Genomic DNA, 21965 nt, shown 5'->3' with positions numbered 1-21965 from the left:
GGGCGGGCCGTCGCCGATGATGTCCCTGTGACCCGTCTGACTCAGCTACCCCTGGTGCTCCACCGCTACAGCACCGTGATCTCCGCCGTCGGTGTCCTCGCCGCCACGGTGCTTCTCGTCGGCGCCGTTCTTCAGTACCGGGACGGGGCGTCCCTGCTGTGGGTGGTGCTGGGTGGGGTGATTTTCCTGAGTGCCGTTCTCACGCTGGTGGGCGATGTCCGCCACTCCCGCAGGAGGCCCTCGGGGGAGTGGCGGACCGAGTGACGTCAGGCGGGTTCCTCAGGACGTCATGACCTCAGGAAGCCGTAGGCGTCCAGTCGCCCAGCCAGTCCGCGATCTCCTGGCCGGTGGCCTGGGTGTCGGTGAGGTGGGGGCGGTCGGAGCTCGCGGGGCCCGCGCCCGGGCCGGTGTTCTTGTACTCGGCGAAGCGGTCGTCCTTCCAGGAGAAGCCGCTCATGTCGGTCCAGGGGGTGGACTTGATCGCGGCGCTCAGAGACGTGTTGCGGACCGTGGTCTGCGGGTCGAGGCTCGCGTCGCCGCCCGCGTGCCAGGGACGGCCGAGGTGGAAGGTGCGGTCGGAGACGTTGCCGTTCACCGTGGAGTTGGCGATCAGGATGCCCTTGCGGTTGGCGGCCGTGGAGGGCGCGGTGACGTATCCGGCCGAGGTGCCGTTCCAGCGCTTCTTCAGGGTGATGACCGACCCGTCGATCACCGCGGTCGCCCGGCCGAAGATGAAGTCGACGTTGCCCACGATGTAGGAGTTCCGCATGTAGACCCGGCCGAGCCGGTCCTTGGCGGCCGTGTCCAGCAGCAGGGTGTCCTGGTCGCCCTCGACGATGACCGAGTCCAGGAACGCCTTGTCGGCGGCGGTGCGCAGGGCGACGGCCTGGTGTCCGTTCAGGGACTGGTTGGCGGCCTCGTCGAAGTCGTTGGAGATGGTCAGGTTGCGGGCCTGGAAGTCGTCCGCCTCGACGGCGACGGTGGCGCTGCCTCCGGTGCCGTAGGTGCCACCGCCCGGCTTCGGCGTCCCCGACGCGTTGTTGTAGACGATCGTCGTGTCCCTACGGCTGCCGCCCGTGCCCTGGATGGTGACGTGCGGCTTGTTGGAGGGGACCTTCACCAGCTCGCGGTACGTCCCCGGCTTCACGGCGATCACGACGCGGGCGGGGTTGTTCGCCGGTACGGCGTTCACCGCGGCCTGCACGGTCGAGTACTGGCCGGTGCCGTCCTTGGCGACGGTGAGGGTGGTCGCGGCGGCGGCCTTGGGGGAGGCGGCGGTGGTGGCGGCGGTCGTACCGATGGAACTCCGAGGCCCCGCACCGGACTTGAGGATCCCCGGAACGTCGGCCGTCTTGTCGAGCGTGTAGCCGTAGTACGTCTTCGGGTCGAAGGCCGTGCCGCCGCTCTCGTTGCGGCCGGTCGTGGAGACGAAGGTGTTGCCCTTCTGGACCAGGCTCGCGGTGCCGTCCTTGATGACGGGGTTGTTCATGCCCTGGAAGTAGGAGTTCTCCAGGAGCATCCGCGTCTTGCCGCGCGCGTAGTTGCCGTACGACGATTTGATCGTCGTGCCGGCCACGTCCTCCAGGAGGTTGTTGTACAGGTGCGCGTGGGCGGCGTTGTCGGTCGACGGGTTGCGCTGCTCGGTCTCGCGGATCCAGTTGTGGTGGATCGTGATGTCGGTGACGACGTTGTCGGTCCAGCCGATGCCGAAGGCCTTGTTGTCGTTGCCGAGCTTGTTCCAGGAGACGGTGACGTTGGTGGTGTCCTTGCGGACGTCGATGAGGCCGTCGGCCATGTTCCGCAGGTCGTTGTGGTCGATCCAGACGTGGTGGGCGCCGTCCATCTGGATCGCGTCGAAGTCGTGGTCCTTGTCGTTCCACACGCCCTGGTACGCGTCCCGGATGGTCAGGTTCCGGATGATGACGTTGTGGACGCCCGACCCGAGGAAGAAGCCGCCGCCGACGATGTGCCCGGAGGTCCCGGCGCCGACGATGGTCTTGTCCGACTGGACCTTGATCTCTTTCCCGACGGGATTCATGGCGATCGTCGCGGCGACGACGATGACGTACGGCTCGGCGGCCGTCGCGTACTTCTCCAGGTCGGCGAGTGTCTTCACGGTGACCGTCTTGCCGCCCCGGCCGCCGTAAGTGCCGTTCTGGCCGAGCGAGTTGACGGAGGCGAAGCCGTCGGCGGTGTCGGCCGCCCAGGCGGGAGCGGCGGCGCCCGCCGCGGCCGCCTCCGACTGCGCGCCGACGCCGAACACCGTGCCGTACGACATGATCCCGGCGGCCGTCAGCGCCAGGGGGACACCGGCCGCCAGGGCCGTCCTGCTTCTGCGGTGGCGGGCCTTGCTGCGGATCTCACTCATGCGGGTTCCGTTCCGTGCGGGGGATGGACCGCTGGGGAGTCGCCGCCGGGAGGGAGGAGGTTGCCGACACGATCGGGAGAAGCGGTGGGAAAAGTCGGCGAGGGGGTGCTGGGGCGTGACTATGGTTGAGCTATGGCAGACACCACCACTATTCAGGTCTCCAAGGCCGCCCGTGATCATCTCGCCCAGGTGGCGAAGGAGCGGGGGATGACTTTGGGGCAGCTTGTCGAGGAGCTTGCTGTTCAGCAGCTCACGGCCGAGCAGATCGCAGAGCGCGTGGCCACGACTCGGAAGGTCCTGCGCGAGCGCATGGGCTGCACGCTCTCGGACGAGGAGTTCGATCAGGGTCCCGACGTCCTGGCCAATGTGTACGCGATGGCCGCCGAGAAGATGCACGCTCTCCGAGGACAGGCCGCGTGATCATTCTCGACACCAGCGCGGTGGTCGCGCTCGCTCAAGGACATCGCGCGCTCCACCACCTCGCCGACAATGTGGCCCACACGCCGGGCGACTGGCTGCACGTTCCGGCGCTGTGCCTCATGTACGCGGAATCGCAGGAGAAGGGCCTCGCGAGCGACGTACTCGCGCTGCCCGGTGTCATGGTCGACCCCCTGACCCAGGCCGCCGCGGCCACGGTCGGCGCGATGTACAGGGATGGCTGGGGTGGTACGGACGTCTGCCACACGCTCTACGTGGCGACGCCGCACCAGGAGACCGGCGGCATGTCGATCATCCTGACCGGGCGGGAGGACGACTACCCGCCGGGCATGCTCACCGTCGACATCGACTCCCCCGGCATGCTCGGCCTCCACTGACCCCGCCACCCCGCCGTCCAGAGCCGGCCCCCTTCACTCCGTCAGCAGCTCCGCCAGCTCCTCCGCGAACCGCACGATCCCGTCCAACAGCCGGCCGTCGCGGGTGACGCGGGCGACGCGGAACCCGTGGCGGCGGCCGTGGAAGGCGGCCTGGACGGCGTGGAACTGGGACCAGCGGCGCACGCGTTCCCGGTCCACCTCCGCCGCCTCGGCGAAGACGTCGAGGATGCGATGGACGGCCTTGGGCAGGTCGTCCGCCTCGATGAGGGACAGGCCCCGGGACTTGAGCAGGGTGCCGCCGTCGTAGGCCGGGTCGCCCGCATAGCCCTTGGGGTCGACGGCGAGCCAGGGCTCGCGGTCGGCACGGAGGATGTTCCGGGCGTGCAGATCACCGTGGAGGACGGTATCCGGCTGTACGGAGCCCAGGTCACGGACGGTCGCCAGCGCCGCGTCCAGCGCCCGGCGCGACAGCGAGTGGGGCAACTCCCCGGCGTCCGCGAGCAGTTCCCGCTCCCACTCGCCGGCCCGCGCCGACAGCCGGGGCAGTCCGGGCGGTGCCGGTACCGCCAGCCGGCGGTTGAGCCGGCCCGCGACGGTGACGATCCCGTCCTCGTCCCCGGCGCCCAGCTCGTCCAGAGTCCGCGTCCCGGCCCGCTCCAGCAGCATCGCGAACCGCTCGTCGTTCCGCTCGTACAGCCGCACGGCCCCCCGCCCGCCCCACACCGTGAACGCGTCCGGCTCGTGCACATTGCCGGGATGCGGGAACGACACCTTCAGTACGGCGTCCCCCGCCCCGCCGGACCGCCGCACCGGCACGATCAGCCCGACACCCCCGTGCATGACCTCACCGTCCGGCACGCAGTCCCAGCGGTTCAGCAACTCCTCGACCAGGGACGGCAGTTCACGGAGCCAGTCGGCCGCCTTGGCCGTGGCCTCCCGCTCGACCGTCGTCGTGACGAAGCTCTCCGGTACCGCGATCATCCGGGCACCCTACGACAGTCCCTCCGCGGCGGTCGCGGGCGCTTCCGGGGGAGGGGTCGGTGCGCCGGGGAGCCGTACCGTCGCCACCGTGCCGCCGCCCTCCGCGCGGGTGAGGGTCACTTCGCCGCCGGCCTGTCGGATCGTGCGGGCGACGATGGACAGGCCGAGGCCGGAGCCGGGGAGGGCGCGGGCGCTGGGGGAGCGCCAGAAGCGGTCGAAGACGTGGGGGAGTTCGTCCTCGGGGATGCCCGGACCGTGGTCGCGGACCGTGAGGACACCCTCGCCGAGGCGCACCTCGACGCCGCCGCCGTCCGGGCTGAACTTCACCGCGTTGTCCAGGACGTTGACCACCGCGCGCTCCAGGGCCGCCGGTTCCGCCCGGACGTACCAGGGGTGGAGGTCGGCCGTGATGGTCAGCTCGGGGCCACGGAGACGGGCCCTGCGCAGGGCCGACTCGACCGTGTCCTCCAGGGAGACCACCTGCACGCGTTCGCCGCGCTGGCCCTCCGAGCGGGACAGCTCCTGCAAGTCGCCGATCAGCGCCGCCAGTTCGGTCATCTGCGCCTTCACCGAGGCGAGCAGCGCCTTGCGGTCCGCCTCGGGGATCGGGCGGCCCGTCTCCTCGCTGCGGGTGAGGAGTTCGATGTTGGTGCGCAGGGAGGTGAGGGGGGTGCGCAGTTCGTGGCCGGCGTCCGCGATCAGCTGCTGCTGCAGTTCCCGGGAGCTGGCCAGGGAGGACGTCATGGAGTTGAAGGAGCGGGAGAGGCGGGCCACCTCGTCGTCGCTGTCCTCGTCCACCGGGATGCGAATGGTCAGATCCTCGGTGCGGGCCACGTGCTCGACGGCCTCGGTGAGCTTGTCGACGGGGCGCAGGCCGGCCCGGGCGACCGCCAGCCCGGCGGCTCCGGCGCCCACGACTCCGACCCCGGAGACGAGGAGGAGGATGAGGGCGAGTTCGTTGAGGGTGGACTGGGTGCCCTTGAGGGGCGTCGCGAACAGTACGGCCACTCCCCGTCCGTCGTTCGTGTCGACGCCCAGGTACAGCGTCAGCACCCGGACGGCGTTGCCGTTCTCGTCGGTGCCGTTGCGGACGAAGCCCACCTTGGCGTTCGCGCCCTTGATGACGTTCCTGTCGGCCTCCGTGACCTTGACCGTGCCCGACGAGGTCGGGTCGACACAGGGGGCGCCGCTTTCCTTGATCGCCTGGACGTAGTCGTTCCGGCCGGGGGACTGGCTGTTGTCCTGCGGGGTCTGCGTACACCGCTGGAGGAGGGCCTGGACCGTGCCCGGCCGCCGCATCATGTCCTTCAGGCTCGCGTCGACCTGGTCGTACAACTTCCCCTGCACGATGAACCAGCACGTCACCGAGACCGCCGCCACCGCGAACGCCACCGCCGCCGCGACGAGGAGGGCCAGCCGGGAGCGGATCGGCAGGGACCGGTACCGGCGCATCACATGCCTCACTCCGCGCCGCCCTGGCGCAGCACATACCCCACCCCGCGCACCGTGTGCACGAGCCGGGGTTCGCCGCCCGCCTCGGTCTTGCGGCGCAGGTACATGACGTAGACGTCCAGGGAGTTGGAGGAGGGCTCGAAGTCGAAGCCCCACACGGCCTTCAGGATCTGCTCGCGCGTGAGGACCTGCCGCGGATGGGCCATGAACATCTCCAGGAGCGTGAACTCCGTGCGGGTCAGTTCCACGGGACGCCCGCCCCGCGTCACCTCACGGGTCGCGAGGTTCATGCGCAGGTCGGCGAAGGTGAGGGCCTCGTCGTCCTCGACGGCGTTCGAGCCGGAGGCCGCCGCGTAGGAGCTGCGCCGCAGCAACGCCCGGACGCGGGCGAAGAGTTCGTCCAGCTCGAACGGCTTGACGAGGTAGTCGTCGGCGCCCGCGTCGAGCCCGGTGACCCGGTCGCCGACCGTGTCGCGGGCCGTCAGCATCAGGATCGGCGTGGTGTCGCCGGTGCCGCGGATCCGGCGGGCGGCGGTGAGGCCGTCCATGCGGGGCATCTGGATGTCCAGGACCACCAGGTCGGGCTGGTACGCGGCCGCCTTCTCCAGGGCGTCCGCGCCGTCGACCGCGACCTCCGTGTCGTAGCCCTCGAAGGCGAGGCTGCGCTGGAGGGCCTCGCGCACCGCCGGCTCGTCGTCGACGATCAGGATGCGCTGGGTGTCACGGTCACCATCGGCGGGGCTCATGGGCTTGGGATTCCTCGGGATGCGGGGGCCGGCAGAGAACGGAAGGGGCTGAAACGGGGCCGAACGCTCTCAGCCTCGCACGATTCCCGGTCGGCGCTGTAGGAGGAGCAGGAGGAGACGGGGGGTACGAGCAGGAGGGAGGGAGCCACTGGGGCCCCGGGTGATCAGCCGCGCAGAGCGGCACGCCGGCGGCGGCGCGCGGCCGCGGCCGTCGCCCGGCGGCCCGTCCCGGCGGCGAGGGCCACCTCGGGTGCCCGGGGCGCCGGCGCGTGCAGCTCGTGCGCCACGGCGAGGGCGAGGGCGAGACCGGCCGGGTCGCCGCCGGCCACCGTGTGCGAGACCTGCTGGATCGTCTTGGTCATGACGTGCTCCTCACGAGGCGTGCCGGTGTCAGCTGTCGGAACCGCCGGCCCGCAGCGTGGCCAGGTCGGACTTGACGGTGTTGATCGGGATGGCGAAGCCGAGACCCTGGCTGCCCGCGTCGGACGAGCTGGCGGCGGAGGAGTACATCGCCGAGTTGATGCCGATGATGTTCCCGTTCATGTCGATCAGGGCGCCGCCGGAGTTGCCGGGGTTGAGCGAGGCGTCCGTCTGGATCGCCTTGTACGTCGTCGTGGACGAGCCGGTGTCGCCGTTGAACTGCTGACCACCGAACTCGAACGGCCAGCCGCCGCCACCCTGCTGTTGCTGCTGCCCCTGGCTCTCGTCCGTGGAGACGGTCACGTCCCGGTTCAGGGCGGAGACGATGCCGCTGGTCACCGTGCCGGTCAGGCCCTCGGGGGAGCCGATCGCCACGACCTCGTCGCCGACCTGGACCCCGTCGGAGTTGCCGAGGGTGGCCGGGGTCAGGCCGGAGGCGTTCTCCAGCTTGATCAGGGCGAGGTCCTTCTTGGCGTCGGTGCCGAGCACCTTCGCGGTGTAGGTCTTGCCGTCGCTGGTGCTCACCTTGACGGTGGTGGCGCCGGTGACGACGTGGTTGTTGGTGATGATCTCGCCGTCGTCGGTGATGATCACGCCGGAACCGGTGGACTCACCGGCGTTCGAGGTGGCGTTGATCTCGACGATGCTCGGGCTGACCGCCTTGGCGACCCCGGAGACCGTGCCCTTGGCGGAGGACGGCACCACGTTGGTGCTGGTGCTGCTGGAGGCGACCGTGTCGCTGCCGGTCAGCTCCTGGATGCCGTACGCGGTGCCGCCACCGACGGCCGCGGCGACGATCGCCACGGCGGCGAGGAGGGCGAGCGGGCCCCGGGTGCGCTTCTTCGGCGCGTGGGCGTGGGTGTGGGTGTGTGCCTGGGCGGCGGCGGGCGCCGGGGCGTGGGCCGGCGGGGGCGGCCACTCCGGGTTCACCGGAGTGGAGGCGTACTGCTGCTGGGGGTACGCGGTCTCGGGGTTCTCGTCCTCACCACTGCCGCGGAAGCTCTCGGTCATGACACCAACGATGTCCGGCGACCATGAGAGCTTCCTGAGTGCCGGCTGAGAACCCCGGCAGAAGCTGGTTCGCCCGATATAAAGACGGTTCTCGCAGCTTACGGGGGTCTCTCAGGGAACCTTCAGGAAGTCCCCGGCGCCCTACGCGCACCCACAGGACTTCCGTACCACCAACCGGGACGGGAACTGCTTCAACCGCTCCCGCCGCGACCCCGCCACCCGCAGCCCGTCGTCCAGGACGAGATCCACCGCGGCCCGGGCCATCCCCGACCGGTCCGACGCGATCGTCGTCAGCGGCGGATCCGCCAGCGCGGCTTCCTTGATGTCGTCGAAGCCGGCCACGGCCAGCTGGCCCGGCACGTCCAGCCGCAGCTCCCGCGCGGCACGCAGCACGCCGATGGCCTGGTCGTCGGTGGAGCAGAAGATCGCCGGAGGCCGCCGCGGCCCGGAGAGGATCTCCAGGGCTACGCGATACGCGTCGTACCGGTTGTAGGGCGCCTCGAAGAGCCGGCCCTCCGTGGACACCCCCGCCTCGCGCATCGCGCGCCGCCAGCCCTCGACGTGGTCGGAGACGGGGTCGCCGACGGACGGGGTCTCGGCGGTGCCGCCCACACAGGCGACGTACTCGTAGCCGTGCTCCAGCAGGTGCTGTACGGCGAGCTGGGCGCCGCCGAGGTCGTCGGTGACGACGGCGACGTCGTCGATGGCCTCGGGGCGTTCGTGCAGCAGGACGACCCGGGCGTCCCAGGCCTCTATCTCGGCGGCGGCCAGGTCGTTCAGCGCGTGCGAGACCAGGATCAGCCCGGAGACCCGCATCCCGAGGAACGCCCGCAGATAGTGGACCTCGCGCTCGGCGACGTAGTCGGTGTTGCCGACGAGGACCATCTTCCCGCGCTCGGAGGCGGCCTGCTCGACCGCGTGGGCCATCTCCCCGAAGTAGGGCTGGCGGGCATCGGGGAGGATCAGGCCTATGAGATCCGTGCGGCGGGACGCCATCGCCTGGGCGACCCGGTCGGGGCGGTAGCCCAGTTCCTTGATCGCGGCGAGGACACGCTCGCGCGTGGCCGGGGCAACCGGCCGGGGTCCGTTGTTGATGACATAGCTGACGACGGCGGTGGACGTCCCCGCCAGTCGCGCCACGTCATCCCTGGTTACCTTGGCCACGGCCGGAGTCTACGCGGATGGACCAGCCCTGGGCAGGGCGGAAGGACGGCTCCCTGTACCCAAGCGATGCCCGCCACCGGCCCCGTTACGCCTCGGCCGGGATCTCGGTCTCGTCCAGAGCGGCCGTCTCGTCCGCATCCTCCGGCTTTGGCCGCCCCGCCGCGGCCTTGGCCTCGTCGCCGACGCGGTCGCCCTTCTCGGGCGTAACGAATCGATAACCGACGTTCCGGACGGTCCCGATCAGCGACTCGTGCTCGGGTCCGAGCTTGGCACGCAGCCGGCGTACGTGGACGTCGACCGTCCGGGTGCCGCCGAAGTAGTCGTAGCCCCAGACCTCCTGGAGCAGCTGGGCGCGGGTGAAGACGCGGCCCGGGTGCTGGGCGAGGTACTTGAGGAGCTCGAACTCCTTGAAGGTCAGGTCCAGGACCCGGCCCTTGAGCTTCGCGCTGTAGGTCGCCTCGTCGACCGAGAGGTCGCCGTTGCGGATCTCCATCGGGGAGTCGTCGTTGACGATCTGCTGCCGGCCCATGGCGAGCCGGAGGCGGGCCTCGACCTCCGCCGGACCGGCGGTGTCGAGCAGGACGTCGTCGATGCCCCAGTCGGCGGTGACGGCGGCGAGGCCGCCCTCGGTGACCACGAGGATGAGCGGACAGCCCGGCCCCGTGGAGCGCAGGAGCTGGCACAGACTGCGGACCTGCGGGAGGTCACGGCGTCCGTCGATGAGGATGACGTCCGCACCGGGGGTGTCGACGAGGGCGGGGCCCTCCGCCGGAGCCACGCGCACGTTGTGCAGCAGCAGTCCGAGGGCGGGCAGCACCTCCGTCGACGGCTGGAGGGCATTGGTCAGGAGTAGCAGAGAACTCATACGACTGGTTCCTCCTCGGTCCCGGCGAGGTCGCGGCTTTCGTATACGGGGGTACCGAAAGCACAAAAGGACCCGGGGGCTGCGTTGCCCGAGTCCTCTGTTCAGGAGAATAGCCCACATGGGCATGGATCCGGCAGGTCGTGTGGTGCGTTCCACCGCACGTCCACACTCTGAGACGAGCAGACGCGCACCTATCCGGACGTTTCTGTACACGGTCGACGGCGTGACGATCGATTCCGTATACGATCCGCCGGCCGTCGTATACGACGCCTCCGCGCCACCTCCGCGTGACCTGGTGTTCGTGATCGCGCACGGTTTCACGGGCGATGTGGATCGTCCTCATGTTCGCCGGGTGGTGAAGACGTTCACGCGGTACGGCGCCGTGGTCACCTTCTCCTTCCGCGGCCACGGGGCCTCCGGCGGGCGCTCGACGGTCGGCGACCGCGAGGTGCTGGATCTGGCGGCCGCGGTCGCCTGGGCGCGCGAACTCGGCCACGCGCGCGTGACGACCATCGGCTTCTCCATGGGCGGCTCGGTGGCCCTGCGGCACGCGGCCCTGTACCGGCCGGAGGGCGGACTCGACGGCGGACCGGACAGGGCGGGGCGCACGGGAGCGCACACCGACGCCGTGGTCTCCGTGAGCGCTCCCGCCCGCTGGTACTACCGCGGCACGGCCCCCATGCGCCGCCTCCACTGGCTCGTCACGCGCCCCGAAGGCCGCCTGGTGGGCCGCTACGGCTTCCGTACCCGTATCCACCACCGGGAGTGGAACCCCGTACCTCTCTCTCCCGTCGAGGCGGTGCCACGGATCGCCCCCACCCCTCTCCTCCTCGTGCACGGCGACCGGGACGGCTACTTCCCCGTCGACCATCCCCGCATGCTCGCCACCGCCGCCGGTGACCACGGCGAACTCTGGCTGGAGCCCGGCATGGGCCACGCGGAGCACGCGGCCACGGACGAGCTCCTGGCCAGGATCGGTTACTGGGCCGCCGCACGGGGCGGCTAGCCTGACGGGGTACACAGCCGATCGATTGAGGAACCGCATGCCAAAGGTCACGGTGCGCTACTGGGCCGCCGCGAAGGCCGCGGCCGGCATCGCCGAGGAGCCGTTCGACGCGGCCACCCTCGCCGAGGCGCTGGACGCGGTGCGTGAGCGACACCCCGGTGAACTCACGCGCGTCCTGCGGCGATGCTCCTTCCTCGTCGACGGTGACCCCGTGGGCACCCGCGGACATGAGACGGTACGGCTGGCCGACGGCGGCACGGTCGAGGTGCTCCCGCCGTTCGCAGGAGGGTGACGATGACCGACCAGCCGTATCAGGGGCAGTATCCGCAGGGGCAGTATCCGCAGGAGCCGTACCCGCAGGAGCCGTACCCGCAGGGGCAGCAGCCCCAGGAGTACGACCAGTACCAGCAGCAGGCGTGGCCGGGGTACCAGGGGCACGAGGGGTACGAGGATCCGCAGGCCGCCCAGCAGTACACGCAGCAGTGGCAGGGGCAGACCTGGGAGACCCAGGTCCACCAGCCGGTGCGGCAGCAGGCCGCGGCGGCCGAGACGGCGTATCTGCCGCAGCAGACGCCGGCCCAGGCCGCGTACCAGCCGCCCTACGACCCGTCGCCCTACGGCAACCCGCATCAGCAGGCACAGCAGCAGCCGCCGCAGGCACAACAGCGGCATCAGCAGCCGCGGCCCGCCCAGACGCCGCCCGCAGCCGCACCGCCCGCCCCCGACGGCGCCGCCGCCTCCTCCTACGGCCCCGCCACCGTCGCCGGCAACGCCCGGATCACCGACGCGCAGCGGGCCCGGCTCGAAGGCCGGTCCCCGATCATCGAACCCGGCATGCAGCCCGCCGCGCTCACCGCGCTCCTCGGCCTGCTCCTGTCCGGTACGGCGGCCGTCGGGTCGTACGCCCTCCTCGTGCCGCTCGTCGTCCTCCAGGCCGTGACGGCCGCGGGCTGGTTCCGGCTGAACGGCATGTGGCCGGCCCGGCAGGGCATCGCGCTGGCGTTCCTGGGGGCGCTGGTGGCGGACGCCGCGCTCCTGGCGGCCGGCCGGGAGAACGCGCCCGCCGCGATCCTCGGCACCCTCGGCGTGTGGGTGCTGCTGACCCTCGTCCTCCAGCTCCGCTCTCACGCCGACCCGGACGAGCGGATGTACGGCCTGATGGCGACCGTCGCCTCGGCGGCCCTGGCCATCGTCGCCACCGGTCACCTCGCCGCCGACCCGGACGCGGTCACCGTCGGCGCCGCCGCCGTCGCGGTCGCCGTACTGGCCCGCGCGCTGCCGCTGCCGACGCCGGCCTCCGTGGTCGTGGCCCTGCTCGCCGCGGCCGGAACCGGCATCGCGGTCGGCGGCATGACGGACTTCGGTACGAAGGGTGCCCTGCTGGGCGCGGGCGCGGCGGTGTGCGCGCTGATCGGCCACCGGGTCGCGAGCTACGACTACCCGTCGCGGTTCGTCCACTTCACGGCGGGCGTCGCGCTGCCGCTGGCGGCCTCGGCACCGGCGGTCTACGTCCTGGGACGGGCGATCGGATAACCCGCAGGGGGCCGGACAGGCGGCCTTACCGGCCTTACTGCGGCCGCTTCTTGCCGTCCAGCTCGTCCCACCACTCGTCGGACTTCGGGTCGCCGGACGGGTCGTCCCACCAACGGTCGTCGGGACCGCGCCGGTTGGCGACCATGGCGGCGACCGGCGGGATGACCATCGCCACCACGCACATCCCGACGGCCACCGGCACCGACCAGATGCGGACGACTCCCCAGGCCAGGACGAACAGCCCGATACAGGTGCCCATCATGGCGAAGTACACGTGACGTCGCCGTGCGTACATATCTTCAGGGTAGGCCCGGACACGGCGAAGGGCCGCACCCCGGTCAGGGATGCAGCCCTCGCTGTGCCCGACCGTCGTCAGACGGCGATCGCGACCTCCGCGAGGCCGCCCTGCTGGGCGACGACGGTACGGTCGGCGGTGCCGCCGGGGACGAGCGCACGCACGGTCCAGGTGCCCTCGGCCGCGTAGAAGCGGAACTGTCCGGTGGCGGAGGTGGGAACCTCCGCGGTGAACTCGCCGGTCGAGTCCAGCAGGCGGACGTAGCCCACCACCGGCTCGCCGTCGCGGGTCACCTGACCCTGGATCGTGGTCTCACCGGGCTTGATCGTCGAGGCGTCGGGGCCGCCGGCCTTCGCTCCACACATGTCTTTCTCCAAGAGGGGTCTGACCGGAAGGAAGGCCGGTCGGGTGGGACGTGCTTGCTTACTTGTTGGCGCCGAGCTCGATCGGAACGCCGACCAGGGAGCCGTACTCGGTCCAGGAGCCGTCGTAGTTCTTGACGTTCTCGACACCGAGCAGCTCGTGCAGGACGAACCAGGTCAGCGCGGAGCGCTCACCGATGCGGCAGTAGGCGATGGTGTCCTTCGCCAGGTCGACCTGCTCCTCGGCGTAGAGCTCCTTGAGCTCGTCGTCCGACTTGAAGGTGCCGTCGTCGTTGGCGTTCTTCGACCACGGGATGTTGCGGGCGCTGGGCACGTGGCCCGGACGCTGCGACTGCTCCTGCGGCAGGTGGGCCGGGGCGAGCAGCTTGCCGGAGAACTCGTCGGGCGAGCGCACGTCGACCAGGTTCTGCGAGCCGATGGCCGCCACGACGTCGTCGCGGAAGGCGCGGATCGCGGTGTTCTGCGGCTTGGCCTTGTAGTCGGTCGCCGGGCGCTCCGGGACCTCCTCGACCAGCTCGCGGGCGTCCAGCTCCCACTTCTTGCGGCCGCCGTCGAGGAGCTTGACGTTCTCGTGGCCGTAGAGCTTGAAGTACCAGTAGGCGTAGGACGCGAACCAGTTGTTGTTGCCGCCGTAGAGGATCACCAGGGTGTCGTTGGCGATGCCCTTCGCGGACAGGAGCTTCTCGAAGCCCTCCTGGTCGACGAAGTCGCGGCGGACCGGGTCCTGGAGGTCCTTGGTCCAGTCGATGCGGATCGCGTTGCGGATGTGGTTCTTCTCGTAGGCGGACGTGTCCTCGTCCACCTCCACGATCGCGATGTTCGGGCTGTCGAGGTTGGCCTCGACCCAGTCGGCGTCGACCAGGACGTCGCTGCGGCTCATGCTCGTTCTCCTCCGGGGCAGTTGCGGCGGGGCGTGCGGAAGGGTGCGCGGGGCGCACGGATGCCCTGGGAGCACCAGGGCGGGGGATGCGGAGGCCGATGCCGTCCGCTCAGAAGGGGCGACAGAGCATGGCGGCGACGCGGCACAGGTCTACTGCCCGCCGCTTCGTGAGATCCGCCTGTCGCTTCATAGTGGTCGATCGTAGGGACGGACATACCGGCATGTCACCGGTGTGTCGCATGCTGAGATGCGATCGTCCGGAATATGGGATGAAGAACCCGCCCGGGCCGTGCGGGCATGGCTTCCGGGCGGGCGTGGTCGTCATCACAGCTATGGAACGGACGTCGGCGTCTCGCCTTTCGGACACCCGCCGTCCATCGACCGCGGTTCTACCCAGCCAGCTGGACGTTCGAACCCTTCACCGTGATGTCCACACCGTTCCGCGCGGCCTGCACCGTGTCGAGCTGGATGCCGCCGGGCAGCCCCTCGATCTTCTGCTCGAAGTCGGTGATGGAGCGCACCTCGTTCTCGGCCGCCTGGACCCCGCCGAAGCTGGGGATCGAGTCGGCGTGCACGCGAACGGTGTCCCCCTCGACGGTGACGGTGCTGAGCACGGAGACCGGCTGCTGGAGGGCGCTCACCTTGACGTCCACCTTGATCTTGCCGTTGCCGCCGTCCGAGAGGCCGACGACCTTGGCGGTGAGGCCCAGCGGCAGTTCGGTCTCCTCGGACGCGGCCGTCTTCAGCAGCTCGGCGTAGGTGATGGTCGCCGTGCCGGAGGCGGCGTTGGCGGTGGCGGAGCTGTAGTCGCCGGAGAACGCGACGCCCCGCATGTTCGCCTTCAGGTCGTCGATGCGGATCTTCTGGCCGCCGGTGCCGGTGTCCGCCTCGTAGTCCTTCATGCCGACCCGCACGTCGTCCAGCTCACCGCCGGCCACCTGGGTGAGGAACGGGAAGCCCTCTATCGACACGTCCGGCGTCGAGGCCAGGCCCTCCTGGGTCTTGAGCCGGTCCGCGACCTCGCCCTCCGCGAAGTTGACCGCCACGCGGTCGGCGACGACGAAGAGGCCGCCGAGGATCACGGCGACGATCAGAAGTATTCGCAGGGCGCGCATGCGGTGGGTCCCCCCAGAGGCGGCGGTGTTCTCGACGGACGGGTGGCCGTCGAGCGTGAGAGTAACCCCGCGGGACCCGCCCCCCGGCACTTTGTCGATCAGCTGTGACAGGGGGGGGGCGGCGGTGGGGGGCGGGGCTCGTGCTCCGGGGCTCAGTACACGAGCGCCTGCGTCTCGTCCCCCAGTGCCTCCTGTACGAAGACCTGCGCGCCGGCGATCCGTACGCCCTCGATGACGTCCTTCTCCGTGATGTCCCGGCGGGCCGCGCACTGCGTGCACAGGGTCACGCGGCCGCCCGCGAGGAGGGAGTCGAGCAGGTCCGGCAGCGGGGCGGCGTGCGGGAGTTCGAACTCGGCGGCCCTGCCCGGCAGCGCGAACCACGCCGACTCCCCGGTCAGCCACAGCGAGACCTCGACGCCACTGGCCACGGCCACCGCCGCCACCGTGAACGCCTGGGAGCAGCGCTCGGGGGCGTCGGCCCCCGCGGTCACCTTGATCACGAGCCTCTTCTTCATGCGGCGAAGCGTAGTGCGGCCGGGATCGCCGTCTCCGTTTCGTGATCGGTTTCGCTACAACCGCGGGTGTCGGCCGTGAGTCTCCTGTGAGCGCGCGTACGGAACGCGCGCCTCATGTCGTAGGGGACCCAGTGGAAGTACCCGTGGAAGTACCCGAAGCAGTACCCGAACCGGAAAGACCCGTCGCGTCGCGGCCGCGCCGCCGCGGCCGTACGGCGCTGCTGATCGCCGGGGCCGCCGTGCTCGGTGTCGTCGCCGGCACCTGCACCGGCTATCTCGTCCAGGCCGACCGCGAGCCGACGAAGCTGCCGTCGCTGTCCCAGCCGACGCTGGCGCAGGCGAAGGGGGAAGGGGAGGGGCCCGAGCCCCTGTCCGCCGCCCAGGACCGGCGGGTGCGGACCGACGGCGACCTGCGCAGGCTGCTGCTGAAGAAACCGGGCGGGGCGAAGGACGCCTCGTGGCTGTCCGCGGACGACGGCTGGATGGACCTGGCCGCGTACGCCGGCACCTACGAGAAGCCGGACGAGGTCTTCGGCGAGCTCGTCGGCGACGAGTTCCGCCGGGCGGCCGCCACCGGCTGGGAGGCCGGCGGCAACAGCACCGTGGAGATCCGGCTGATCCAGTACCGCCAGGAGGAGGCCGTCGCGGCCACCGAGCGCGTGGAGAACAACCAGTACTGGGCCGAGGACGAGGACGACACCGACAGCTGGACCGTGCCGGGCACCGGCAACGGCATGGTGTACGTCCACAACAAGCCCGAGACCAAGGCCGGTTACCTGCCGATGTACACCGCGGAGGCGTTCGCCTGGCGCGGCGACATCGCCGTGGAGATCTGGATCAACGACAGCAGCCCGATCGCCAAGAAGAAGATCATGGACCTGGCAAAGCGGCAGATGGAGCGGCTGTGAGCGAGAACCACAACGAGCCGCGCGAGGCGCCGGAGCCGGCCGCCGGCCAAATCGGTGAAGCCGGCCAGGTCGGCCAGGTGGGCCCGGTCGAGTTCACCGCGCCCGCGACACCCACCGCCGGCTCGCCCGCCGCCGCCCCGCCCGTCAAGAACCCCGCCCGCCGTCGTCGTATCGCCACCGCGGCCGGGTCCGTGCTGCTGGCCGGGGCCGTCGTCGCCGGGGTCGGCTTCACAGCCGTCGCCGTGAACGGGGCCGACCGGGACGCAGGCGACACCGTCTGGAAGTTCCCGAAGCCCACGGCCGACGCCGAGAAGGCGCCCACCGCCGAGGGGCTCGCCGGTCTGCTCGTGCCGTACGGGACCGACGGCTGGGTCAGGGGCCCGGACCTCGGCGCGTACGGCTCCGACGCGCAGCTCAGCGGCGCCCAGGCGACCGCGCTGCGCAAGGAGTCGCTGAGCGCCCTCCCGCGCACCCAGCGCAAGAGGCTGGAGAAGCAGATCGACCGGCAGAAGCTCACGGGCATGGCGATGCGCAGCTACCTGAGCGGGCAGCCGTACGCCCTCGACAACAACGACGGGATCTACACGGTCAGCATCGTGCTGGCGCAGATGGAGTCCCGGGCGGCCGTGAAGAACATCTCCACCTTCCAGCAGGAGTTCCTCGACGCGCTCGACGTCTTCCGCAAGGGCCCGGAGATCAAGGGCCACAAGAACGCCGAGTGCTTCCTGCCGCCCAAGGACGCCGACACCGACCTCGACAGCGTCTTCTGCTCGGCCTACCAGGGCGACGTCCTGGTCACCGCCACCGCGGACGGCGTCAAGCCGATCGACGCCAAGGGGGTCGCGATGCTGCTGAGCGAGCAGCTGGACCGCATATCCGAACCGGGGGAGGCGGTATGAGCACCGACCAGCCACAGACCACCGACCAGCCGCAGATCATCGACGGCGAGCCGCGCGACACGGAGCCCGCTCCGCCGTCCCCGCCCCTCATGGCGCCCCCGCCCCCGCCCGCCCCCGCCGCTCCCGGGGACCGCCGCGTCCTGCGTGCCGTCCTGCGCTGGACGGCGGCCGTCGTGGTCTTCGCGGCGGTCGGCACGGCGTCGGCGTACGGCATCACGCGGATGGAGCGGACGGACGTACCGGGACTCGCGACGGAGTCGGACGGCCGGTGGGCGTACCCCGAGCTGACGAAGCCGCCGCTGCCGTCCGGCAGCCCGGAGCCGTTCGCCGAGGTCAACAGGGCCGGCGCGCACTACGCCGACCTGCGCGCACTCCTCCTGCCCGCGCCCGAGGGCGCCACGGAGGACAAGGCGCTGCGCGGGTCGGACGGCTGGCTGGCGACGAAGGACTTCCTGGCGGAGTACGCGACGGAGGAGCGCGACGAGTTCCGGCAGGAGCTCACCGACAACGGCCTGCGGCACATCGCGGCCCGCGGCTGGACCACCCAGGACGGCACGCACACCCGTGTCTACCTCCTGCACTTCGACACGGCGGCCGTCGTGGACGAGCTGTACACAGGCCTCGCGGCGGCCGACAGCCCCGGCCACATGCTGGACGGCAGCGAGGTCCTCGCCTTCGACGACCAGTACCCGGAGGTGGCGCGGGCCGACGACGTCGAGCGCTCGGTCTACGTCGAGAACAAGCCCTACGGCGCCGAGCAGGTCCGCCAGGCCTATCTGTCCGCCGGTGACGTCCTCGGCGTGATCGTCCAGTCCCGGAAGGGCGCGACCGAGGCGGTTCCGTTCCAGCAGACGGTGACCCTGCAGAGCCAGCTGCTGGGCTGACCCCCGAGGAGTCCCGGGCCCCGGCCGCGTAAGCTGGGGCCCGGCTCTTGCTGTACCGCCCCATGACGATCGTCCGAGGAGCACTCCGTGCTTGAGGTTTTCTTCGAAGCCCTGCTGGTCCTGGTCTGCGTAGGCGTGCTCGGTTTCGCCTGGCTGACCGTGAAGAAGCTGTACCAGGGCCAGCGCTGACCCGTCTGACCCACGTCTAGGAACCGCCACTCATGATCGAGATTCCGTCCGACCTCCACAAGGACCTCGTCCCGCTCGTCTTCCTGCTCGGCAACTGGGCGGGCGCGGGCGTGCACGACTTCCCGGGCTCCGAGAAGTGCAACTTCGGGCAGGAGGTCAGCTTCACCCACGACGGCCGGGACTTCCTGGAGTACTCCTCCCGGACCTGGGTCCTGGACAACGACGGCAACAAGGTCAGGCCCCTGGAGACGGAGTCCGGCTTCTGGCGGGTCGACGCCGACCGCAAGGTCGAGGTGACGATGGTCCGCGACGACGGCGTCGTCGAGATCTGGTACGGCGAGCTGGCCGACAAGAAGCCGCAGATCGACCTGGTCACCGACGCTGTCGCCCGCACCGCGGCCTCCGGCCCCTACACCGGCGGCAAGCGCCTGTACGGCTACGTCAACAGCGACCTGATGTGGGTCGGCGAGAAGCAGACCCCCGAGGTCGAGCTGCGCCCGTACATGTCGGCGCACCTGAAGAAGGTCGTCACCCCCGAGGACGTCGAGCGCTGGGCGAAGGCCCTGCCGGACGACATGCCGGACGACGGCATCGCTTTCTTCAAGTAGTCCTAGACTCGTCGGTGTGGTGAGCACCGACTGGAAGAGCGATCTCAGGCAGCGCGGTTACCGACTGACGCCGCAGCGCCAGCTTGTCCTGGAAGCCGTGGACACCCTGGAGCACGCGACCCCCGACGACATCCTCATCGAGGTGAGGAAAACGGCGTCGGGGGTCAACATTTCCACCGTCTACCGCACGCTGGAGCTGCTGGAGGAGCTGGGCCTGGTCAGCCACGCCCACCTGGGCCACGGCGCGCCGACGTACCACCTCGCCGACCGGCACCATCACATCCACCTGGTCTGCCGCGACTGCCAGAACGTCATCGAGGCGGACATCAAGGTGGCGGCCGACTTCACCGCGAAGCTCCGCAAGGAGTTCGGCTTCGACACCGACATGAAGCACTTCGCGATCTTCGGCCGCTGCCAGGACTGCTCTCTAAAGGTTTCAACAAAGGCTTCAACTACCGAGTCGTAGGCTTAGGCGTATGAAGAGCCCCCTGCTGTCCCTGCCCGGCGCCGTCCCCGCCGAGGGCGTGGACGAAGGCGTAGCCGCGCACTACGGCGATCTGTTCCGCGAACAGCGCGCCCTCGCCGACGGCACCGGCTTCGTCGACCTCTCGCACCGCGGCGTCGTCACCGTCACCGGTGACGACCGCCTCAGCTGGCTGCACCTCCTGCTCACCCAGCACGTCAGCGACCTGCCCACGGGAGAGGCCACCGAGGCGCTGATCCTCTCCGCGCACGGCCACATCGAACACGCGCTGTACCTCGTCGACGACGGCACCACGGTGTGGGCGCACGTCGAACCCGACACCCAGGACGCGCTGATCGCGTACCTGGAGTCGATGAAGTTCTTCTACCGCGTCGAGGTCACCGACCGCACGGCCGACTTCGCGGTCGTCCACGTCCCCGCCGGCTCCATCGCCGAGGTCCCCGAGGGCACCGCGGTCCGCGAGACGCCGTACGGCCGCGACCTCTTCCTCCCCCGCGCCGACCTGGAGTCCTACGCCGAGAAGGCGGGCCCGCCCGCCGGCATCCTGGCCTACGAGGCCCTGCGCGTCGAGCACCACCGCCCCCGCCTCGGCTTCGAGACCGACCACCGCACCATCCCGCACGAGCTGGGCTGGATCGGCACCGCGGTGCACCTCCAGAAGGGTTGCTACCGCGGCCAGGAGACCGTCGCCCGCGTCCAGAACCTCGGCAAGCCCCCGCGCCGCCTGGTCTTCCTCCACCTCGACGGCAGCGAGGTCCACCTGCCCCCGGCCGGCACGGACATCCGCCTCGCCGACGACGGCCCCGAGGGCCGCAAGATCGGCTTCGTCACCACATCCGTACGCCACCACGAACTCGGCCCGGTGGCCCTCGCCCTGGTCAAGCGCAACATCCCACTGGACGCGCGCCTGATGGCCGACACGACGGCGGCGGCGCAGGAGGTCGTCGTAGAACCCTAGATCTCGACCAGGACGGTGAACGGGCCGTCGTTGGTCAGGGACACCCGCATCCGGGCGCCGAAGCGCCCCGTCGCCACGGTCGCGCCCAGGGCACGGAGCTGGGCGACGACCTCGTCGACGAGGGGCTCGGCCACATCACCCGGTGCGGCGGCGTTCCAGGTGGGGCGACGACCCTTGCGGGCGTCGCCGTAGAGGGTGAACTGACTGATGACCAGCAGCGGGGCGTCGATGTCGCTGCACGACCGCTCGTCGCCCAGCATGCGGATCGACCACAGCTTGCGGGCCAGTTGGGCCGCCTTCTCCTTGGTGTCCTCATGGGTCACGCCGACGAGGACACACAGCCCCTCGCCCTCGATCGCGCCCACCGTCTCGCCGTCCACGACGACGCTCGCGCCGTCCACCCTCTGCACCACTGCACGCATATGACCATCATGCCGTGCCGCGCGGAGCCCCCCTTAGGGGGCTTCTTTTTGATCCTTAACCGGCCATCTGGGGCCGATCGGGGGCACTCGGTCACATAGCGGCCACTTGGGGTGGCACGATGCTTCCCACACGCCGGTCGAGGGGACGGTAGAGGCACATGAGCACACCGAGTACCGAGGGGCGGCTGGGATTCCAGCGGCCGCCCGTACAACGCACCGACAGCCCACTGCTGGCCACCGACCCGCCCGAGCCCGACCTGACCGTGCTGAGCCTGCCCGAACTGCGCACCCTGCGCCGGGACGCCCAGCGCGACGAGGCCGACCTCAGCTATGTGCGGCGCCTGCTCCAGGGCCGTATCGACATCCTGCGCGCCGAACTCGCGCGCCGCTCCCCGGCGGAGACGTCGCCCGCCTCCCTGGTCGAGCGACTCCCCGAGGCCTCGGTCTTCGAGCGCCTCCCGGAGATCCTCACCGACGCCCCGGCCCGCCACCGCTCCTCCGCCCGCCACGTCACGCTCGGCACGCCGTACAGCGAGGAGTACCGCCTCCTGGCCGCCGAGATGCTCGCCGAGGTCGAACTCTCCGACCTCGGCGCCCGCACGGACCTGGAGCTCAACACCGCGATGGGGCGGCTCGTCCGCTACGAACAGCAGGTCTCCCGGCGCCGACAGCGGTTGCAGCGGACGGCGGACGACTCCAGTGCGGAGATCGCGCGGCGGTATCGGGAGGGGGAGGCGCAGGTGGACGACCTGTTGCTGTGAGGTCGGGTGCGCCTGTGGGGGTGCGGCGTGAGGTCGTAGGGCGGCTGCGGGTGCGTTGTGGCTGGTCGCGCAGTTCCCCGCGCCCCTAGGGATGTCGCAGTCGCCGTCGGGCGTAAAGCACCCTTGGCCGTTGGCGTCGTAGCCGCCGACGGCGAGAAGGGGACGGGGCGGGGGGTGTCCGCCCGCAGCGGCCGGCGTCCGACACGCAGGACCTCTTGCCGGAACAGTTCCGCCGGACCGAGGACGGAGACCCCCCGCCCCCGCCCCCCCCCCCCCCCCCAACCCGGGGCCAACCCCCCCCCC

At 70.7% G+C, this 21965-nt stretch carries 27 protein-coding genes; 13 read left to right on the top strand and 14 right to left on the bottom strand.

The window, feature by feature from the left end:
• Positions 1 to 27: 27 nt before the first annotated feature.
• Positions 28 to 264, top strand: coding sequence for a hypothetical protein (locus K4B79_RS45770; RefSeq protein ID WP_232033403.1), 237 nt, complete (start codon positions 28 to 30; stop codon positions 262 to 264).
• 31 nt (positions 265 to 295) lie between these two features.
• Here the strand turns inward: K4B79_RS45770 and K4B79_RS45765 are convergent, their stop codons facing one another.
• On the bottom strand, positions 296 to 2368 hold the full coding sequence (locus K4B79_RS45765; RefSeq protein WP_232033402.1) for a pectinesterase family protein: 2073 nt from the start codon (positions 2366 to 2368) through the stop codon (positions 296 to 298).
• Between the two features lie 132 nt (positions 2369 to 2500).
• Here K4B79_RS45765 and K4B79_RS45760 point away from each other — a divergent pair, with 132 nt between their 5' ends.
• Both K4B79_RS45760 and K4B79_RS45755 read left to right on the top strand, forming a co-directional pair.
• Entirely contained in the window at positions 2501 to 2788 is a 288-nt protein-coding gene (locus K4B79_RS45760) for a hypothetical protein (protein WP_232033401.1), read from the top strand.
• The gene (locus tag K4B79_RS45755) at positions 2785 to 3183 is read left to right on the top strand and encodes a hypothetical protein (RefSeq protein WP_232033400.1); all 399 of its coding nucleotides are present in this window, start codon (positions 2785 to 2787) and stop codon (positions 3181 to 3183) included. Before K4B79_RS45760 ends, K4B79_RS45755 begins: the two co-directional genes overlap by 4 nt.
• A 33-nt stretch (positions 3184 to 3216) precedes the next feature.
• Here K4B79_RS45755 and K4B79_RS45750 read toward each other — a convergent pair whose 3' ends face one another.
• The 7 genes from K4B79_RS45750 to K4B79_RS45720 all read right to left on the bottom strand — a co-directional run bounded on the left by K4B79_RS45750 (position 3217) and on the right by K4B79_RS45720 (position 9822).
• On the bottom strand, positions 3217 to 4164 hold the full coding sequence (locus tag K4B79_RS45750; RefSeq protein WP_232033399.1) for an aminoglycoside phosphotransferase family protein: 948 nt from the start codon (positions 4162 to 4164) through the stop codon (positions 3217 to 3219).
• Positions 4165 to 4173: 9 nt separating this feature from the next.
• Positions 4174 to 5616, bottom strand: a complete 1443-nt coding sequence (locus tag K4B79_RS45745) for a HAMP domain-containing sensor histidine kinase (protein ID WP_232033398.1) — start codon at positions 5614 to 5616, stop codon at positions 4174 to 4176.
• An 8-nt stretch (positions 5617 to 5624) separates the two neighbouring features.
• Positions 5625 to 6362, bottom strand: a complete 738-nt coding sequence (locus K4B79_RS45740; RefSeq protein WP_232033397.1) for a response regulator transcription factor — start codon at positions 6360 to 6362, stop codon at positions 5625 to 5627.
• Positions 6363 to 6526: 164 nt separating this feature from the next.
• Positions 6527 to 6724, bottom strand: coding sequence for a hypothetical protein (locus K4B79_RS45735; protein WP_232033396.1), 198 nt, complete (start codon positions 6722 to 6724; stop codon positions 6527 to 6529).
• 28 nt (positions 6725 to 6752) lie between these two features.
• Positions 6753 to 7793, bottom strand: a complete 1041-nt coding sequence (locus tag K4B79_RS45730; RefSeq protein ID WP_232033395.1) for a S1C family serine protease — start codon at positions 7791 to 7793, stop codon at positions 6753 to 6755.
• Positions 7794 to 7934: 141 nt separating this feature from the next.
• Complete coding sequence (locus tag K4B79_RS45725) at positions 7935 to 8957, bottom strand: LacI family DNA-binding transcriptional regulator (RefSeq protein WP_232033394.1); 1023 nt, start codon at positions 8955 to 8957, stop codon at positions 7935 to 7937.
• Positions 8958 to 9042: 85 nt separating this feature from the next.
• Positions 9043 to 9822 (bottom strand): winged helix-turn-helix transcriptional regulator, encoded by a 780-nt coding sequence (locus tag K4B79_RS45720; RefSeq protein ID WP_232033393.1) that lies wholly within the window; start codon positions 9820 to 9822, stop codon positions 9043 to 9045.
• A 118-nt stretch (positions 9823 to 9940) separates the two neighbouring features.
• Here K4B79_RS45720 and K4B79_RS45715 point away from each other — a divergent pair, with 118 nt between their 5' ends.
• From K4B79_RS45715 to K4B79_RS45705, 3 genes are read left to right on the top strand one after another with little or no spacing between them, the layout of a single operon-like run.
• The gene (locus K4B79_RS45715; RefSeq protein WP_232033392.1) at positions 9941 to 10828 is read left to right on the top strand and encodes an alpha/beta hydrolase; all 888 of its coding nucleotides are present in this window, start codon (positions 9941 to 9943) and stop codon (positions 10826 to 10828) included.
• A gap of 37 nt (positions 10829 to 10865) precedes the next feature.
• Positions 10866 to 11120, top strand: coding sequence for a MoaD/ThiS family protein (locus K4B79_RS45710; RefSeq protein WP_232033391.1), 255 nt, complete (start codon positions 10866 to 10868; stop codon positions 11118 to 11120).
• 2 nt (positions 11121 to 11122) lie between these two features.
• Positions 11123 to 12361 carry a hypothetical protein gene (locus K4B79_RS45705; protein WP_232033390.1) on the top strand — a complete coding sequence of 413 codons (1239 nt, stop codon included), beginning with the start codon at positions 11123 to 11125 and terminating at the stop codon, positions 12359 to 12361.
• 34 nt (positions 12362 to 12395) lie between these two features.
• On the opposite strand, the gene K4B79_RS45700 is transcribed toward K4B79_RS45705, so the two are convergent.
• The 5 genes from K4B79_RS45700 to K4B79_RS45680 all read right to left on the bottom strand — a co-directional run bounded on the left by K4B79_RS45700 (position 12396) and on the right by K4B79_RS45680 (position 15549).
• Positions 12396 to 12656 carry a DUF3099 domain-containing protein gene (locus K4B79_RS45700; RefSeq protein WP_232033389.1) on the bottom strand — a complete coding sequence of 87 codons (261 nt, stop codon included), beginning with the start codon at positions 12654 to 12656 and terminating at the stop codon, positions 12396 to 12398.
• Between the two features lie 77 nt (positions 12657 to 12733).
• Positions 12734 to 13021, bottom strand: a complete 288-nt coding sequence (locus K4B79_RS45695) for a DUF1416 domain-containing protein (RefSeq protein ID WP_007382995.1) — start codon at positions 13019 to 13021, stop codon at positions 12734 to 12736.
• A 58-nt stretch (positions 13022 to 13079) separates the two neighbouring features.
• Positions 13080 to 13919, bottom strand: a complete 840-nt coding sequence (locus K4B79_RS45690; RefSeq protein ID WP_232033388.1) for a sulfurtransferase — start codon at positions 13917 to 13919, stop codon at positions 13080 to 13082.
• 389 nt (positions 13920 to 14308) lie between these two features.
• A complete protein-coding gene (locus K4B79_RS45685; protein WP_232033387.1) occupies positions 14309 to 15034 on the bottom strand; it encodes an LmeA family phospholipid-binding protein in 726 nt (241 codons plus the stop codon).
• Positions 15035 to 15186: 152 nt separating this feature from the next.
• Entirely contained in the window at positions 15187 to 15549 is a 363-nt protein-coding gene (locus tag K4B79_RS45680) for a DsrE family protein (RefSeq protein WP_232033386.1), read from the bottom strand.
• A gap of 143 nt (positions 15550 to 15692) precedes the next feature.
• Between K4B79_RS45680 and K4B79_RS45675 the strand changes: the two genes are divergently transcribed.
• The 6 genes from K4B79_RS45675 (at position 15693) to ygfZ (ending at position 20479) form a co-directional block, all read left to right on the top strand.
• Positions 15693 to 16457: a hypothetical protein gene (locus K4B79_RS45675; protein WP_232033385.1), complete on the top strand. Its 765-nt coding sequence runs from the start codon at positions 15693 to 15695 to the stop codon at positions 16455 to 16457.
• Positions 16454 to 17356, top strand: a complete 903-nt coding sequence (locus K4B79_RS45670; protein WP_232033384.1) for a hypothetical protein — start codon at positions 16454 to 16456, stop codon at positions 17354 to 17356. The genes K4B79_RS45675 and K4B79_RS45670 overlap by 4 nt, the downstream gene beginning before the upstream one ends.
• A complete protein-coding gene (locus K4B79_RS45665; protein ID WP_374208592.1) occupies positions 17353 to 18240 on the top strand; it encodes a hypothetical protein in 888 nt (295 codons plus the stop codon). The genes K4B79_RS45670 and K4B79_RS45665 overlap by 4 nt, the downstream gene beginning before the upstream one ends.
• Positions 18241 to 18461: 221 nt before the next feature.
• Complete coding sequence (locus K4B79_RS45660) at positions 18462 to 19037, top strand: FABP family protein (protein WP_232033383.1); 576 nt, start codon at positions 18462 to 18464, stop codon at positions 19035 to 19037.
• Between the two features lie 16 nt (positions 19038 to 19053).
• Positions 19054 to 19503, top strand: coding sequence for a Fur family transcriptional regulator (locus K4B79_RS45655; RefSeq protein ID WP_232033382.1), 450 nt, complete (start codon positions 19054 to 19056; stop codon positions 19501 to 19503).
• A gap of 10 nt (positions 19504 to 19513) precedes the next feature.
• Complete coding sequence (gene ygfZ / locus K4B79_RS45650; RefSeq protein WP_232033381.1) at positions 19514 to 20479, top strand: CAF17-like 4Fe-4S cluster assembly/insertion protein YgfZ; 966 nt, start codon at positions 19514 to 19516, stop codon at positions 20477 to 20479.
• Here the strand turns inward: ygfZ and dtd are convergent.
• Positions 20476 to 20901 (bottom strand): D-aminoacyl-tRNA deacylase, encoded by a 426-nt coding sequence (dtd, locus tag K4B79_RS45645; protein ID WP_232033380.1) that lies wholly within the window; start codon positions 20899 to 20901, stop codon positions 20476 to 20478. The genes ygfZ and dtd overlap by 4 nt on opposite strands.
• 158 nt (positions 20902 to 21059) lie before the next feature.
• Here dtd and K4B79_RS45640 point away from each other — a divergent pair, with 158 nt between their 5' ends.
• Positions 21060 to 21662 (top strand): RsiG family protein, encoded by a 603-nt coding sequence (locus K4B79_RS45640; protein WP_232033379.1) that lies wholly within the window; start codon positions 21060 to 21062, stop codon positions 21660 to 21662.
• Positions 21663 to 21965: the final 303 nt, after the last annotated feature.

It is taken from the genome of Streptomyces lincolnensis (assembly GCF_021173675.1).
Classification (GTDB): domain Bacteria; phylum Actinomycetota; class Actinomycetes; order Streptomycetales; family Streptomycetaceae; genus Streptomyces; species Streptomyces lincolnensis_B.
The sequence above is the reverse complement of the archived record's forward strand: the minus strand, read 5'-3'. Positions and strand labels throughout refer to the sequence as shown.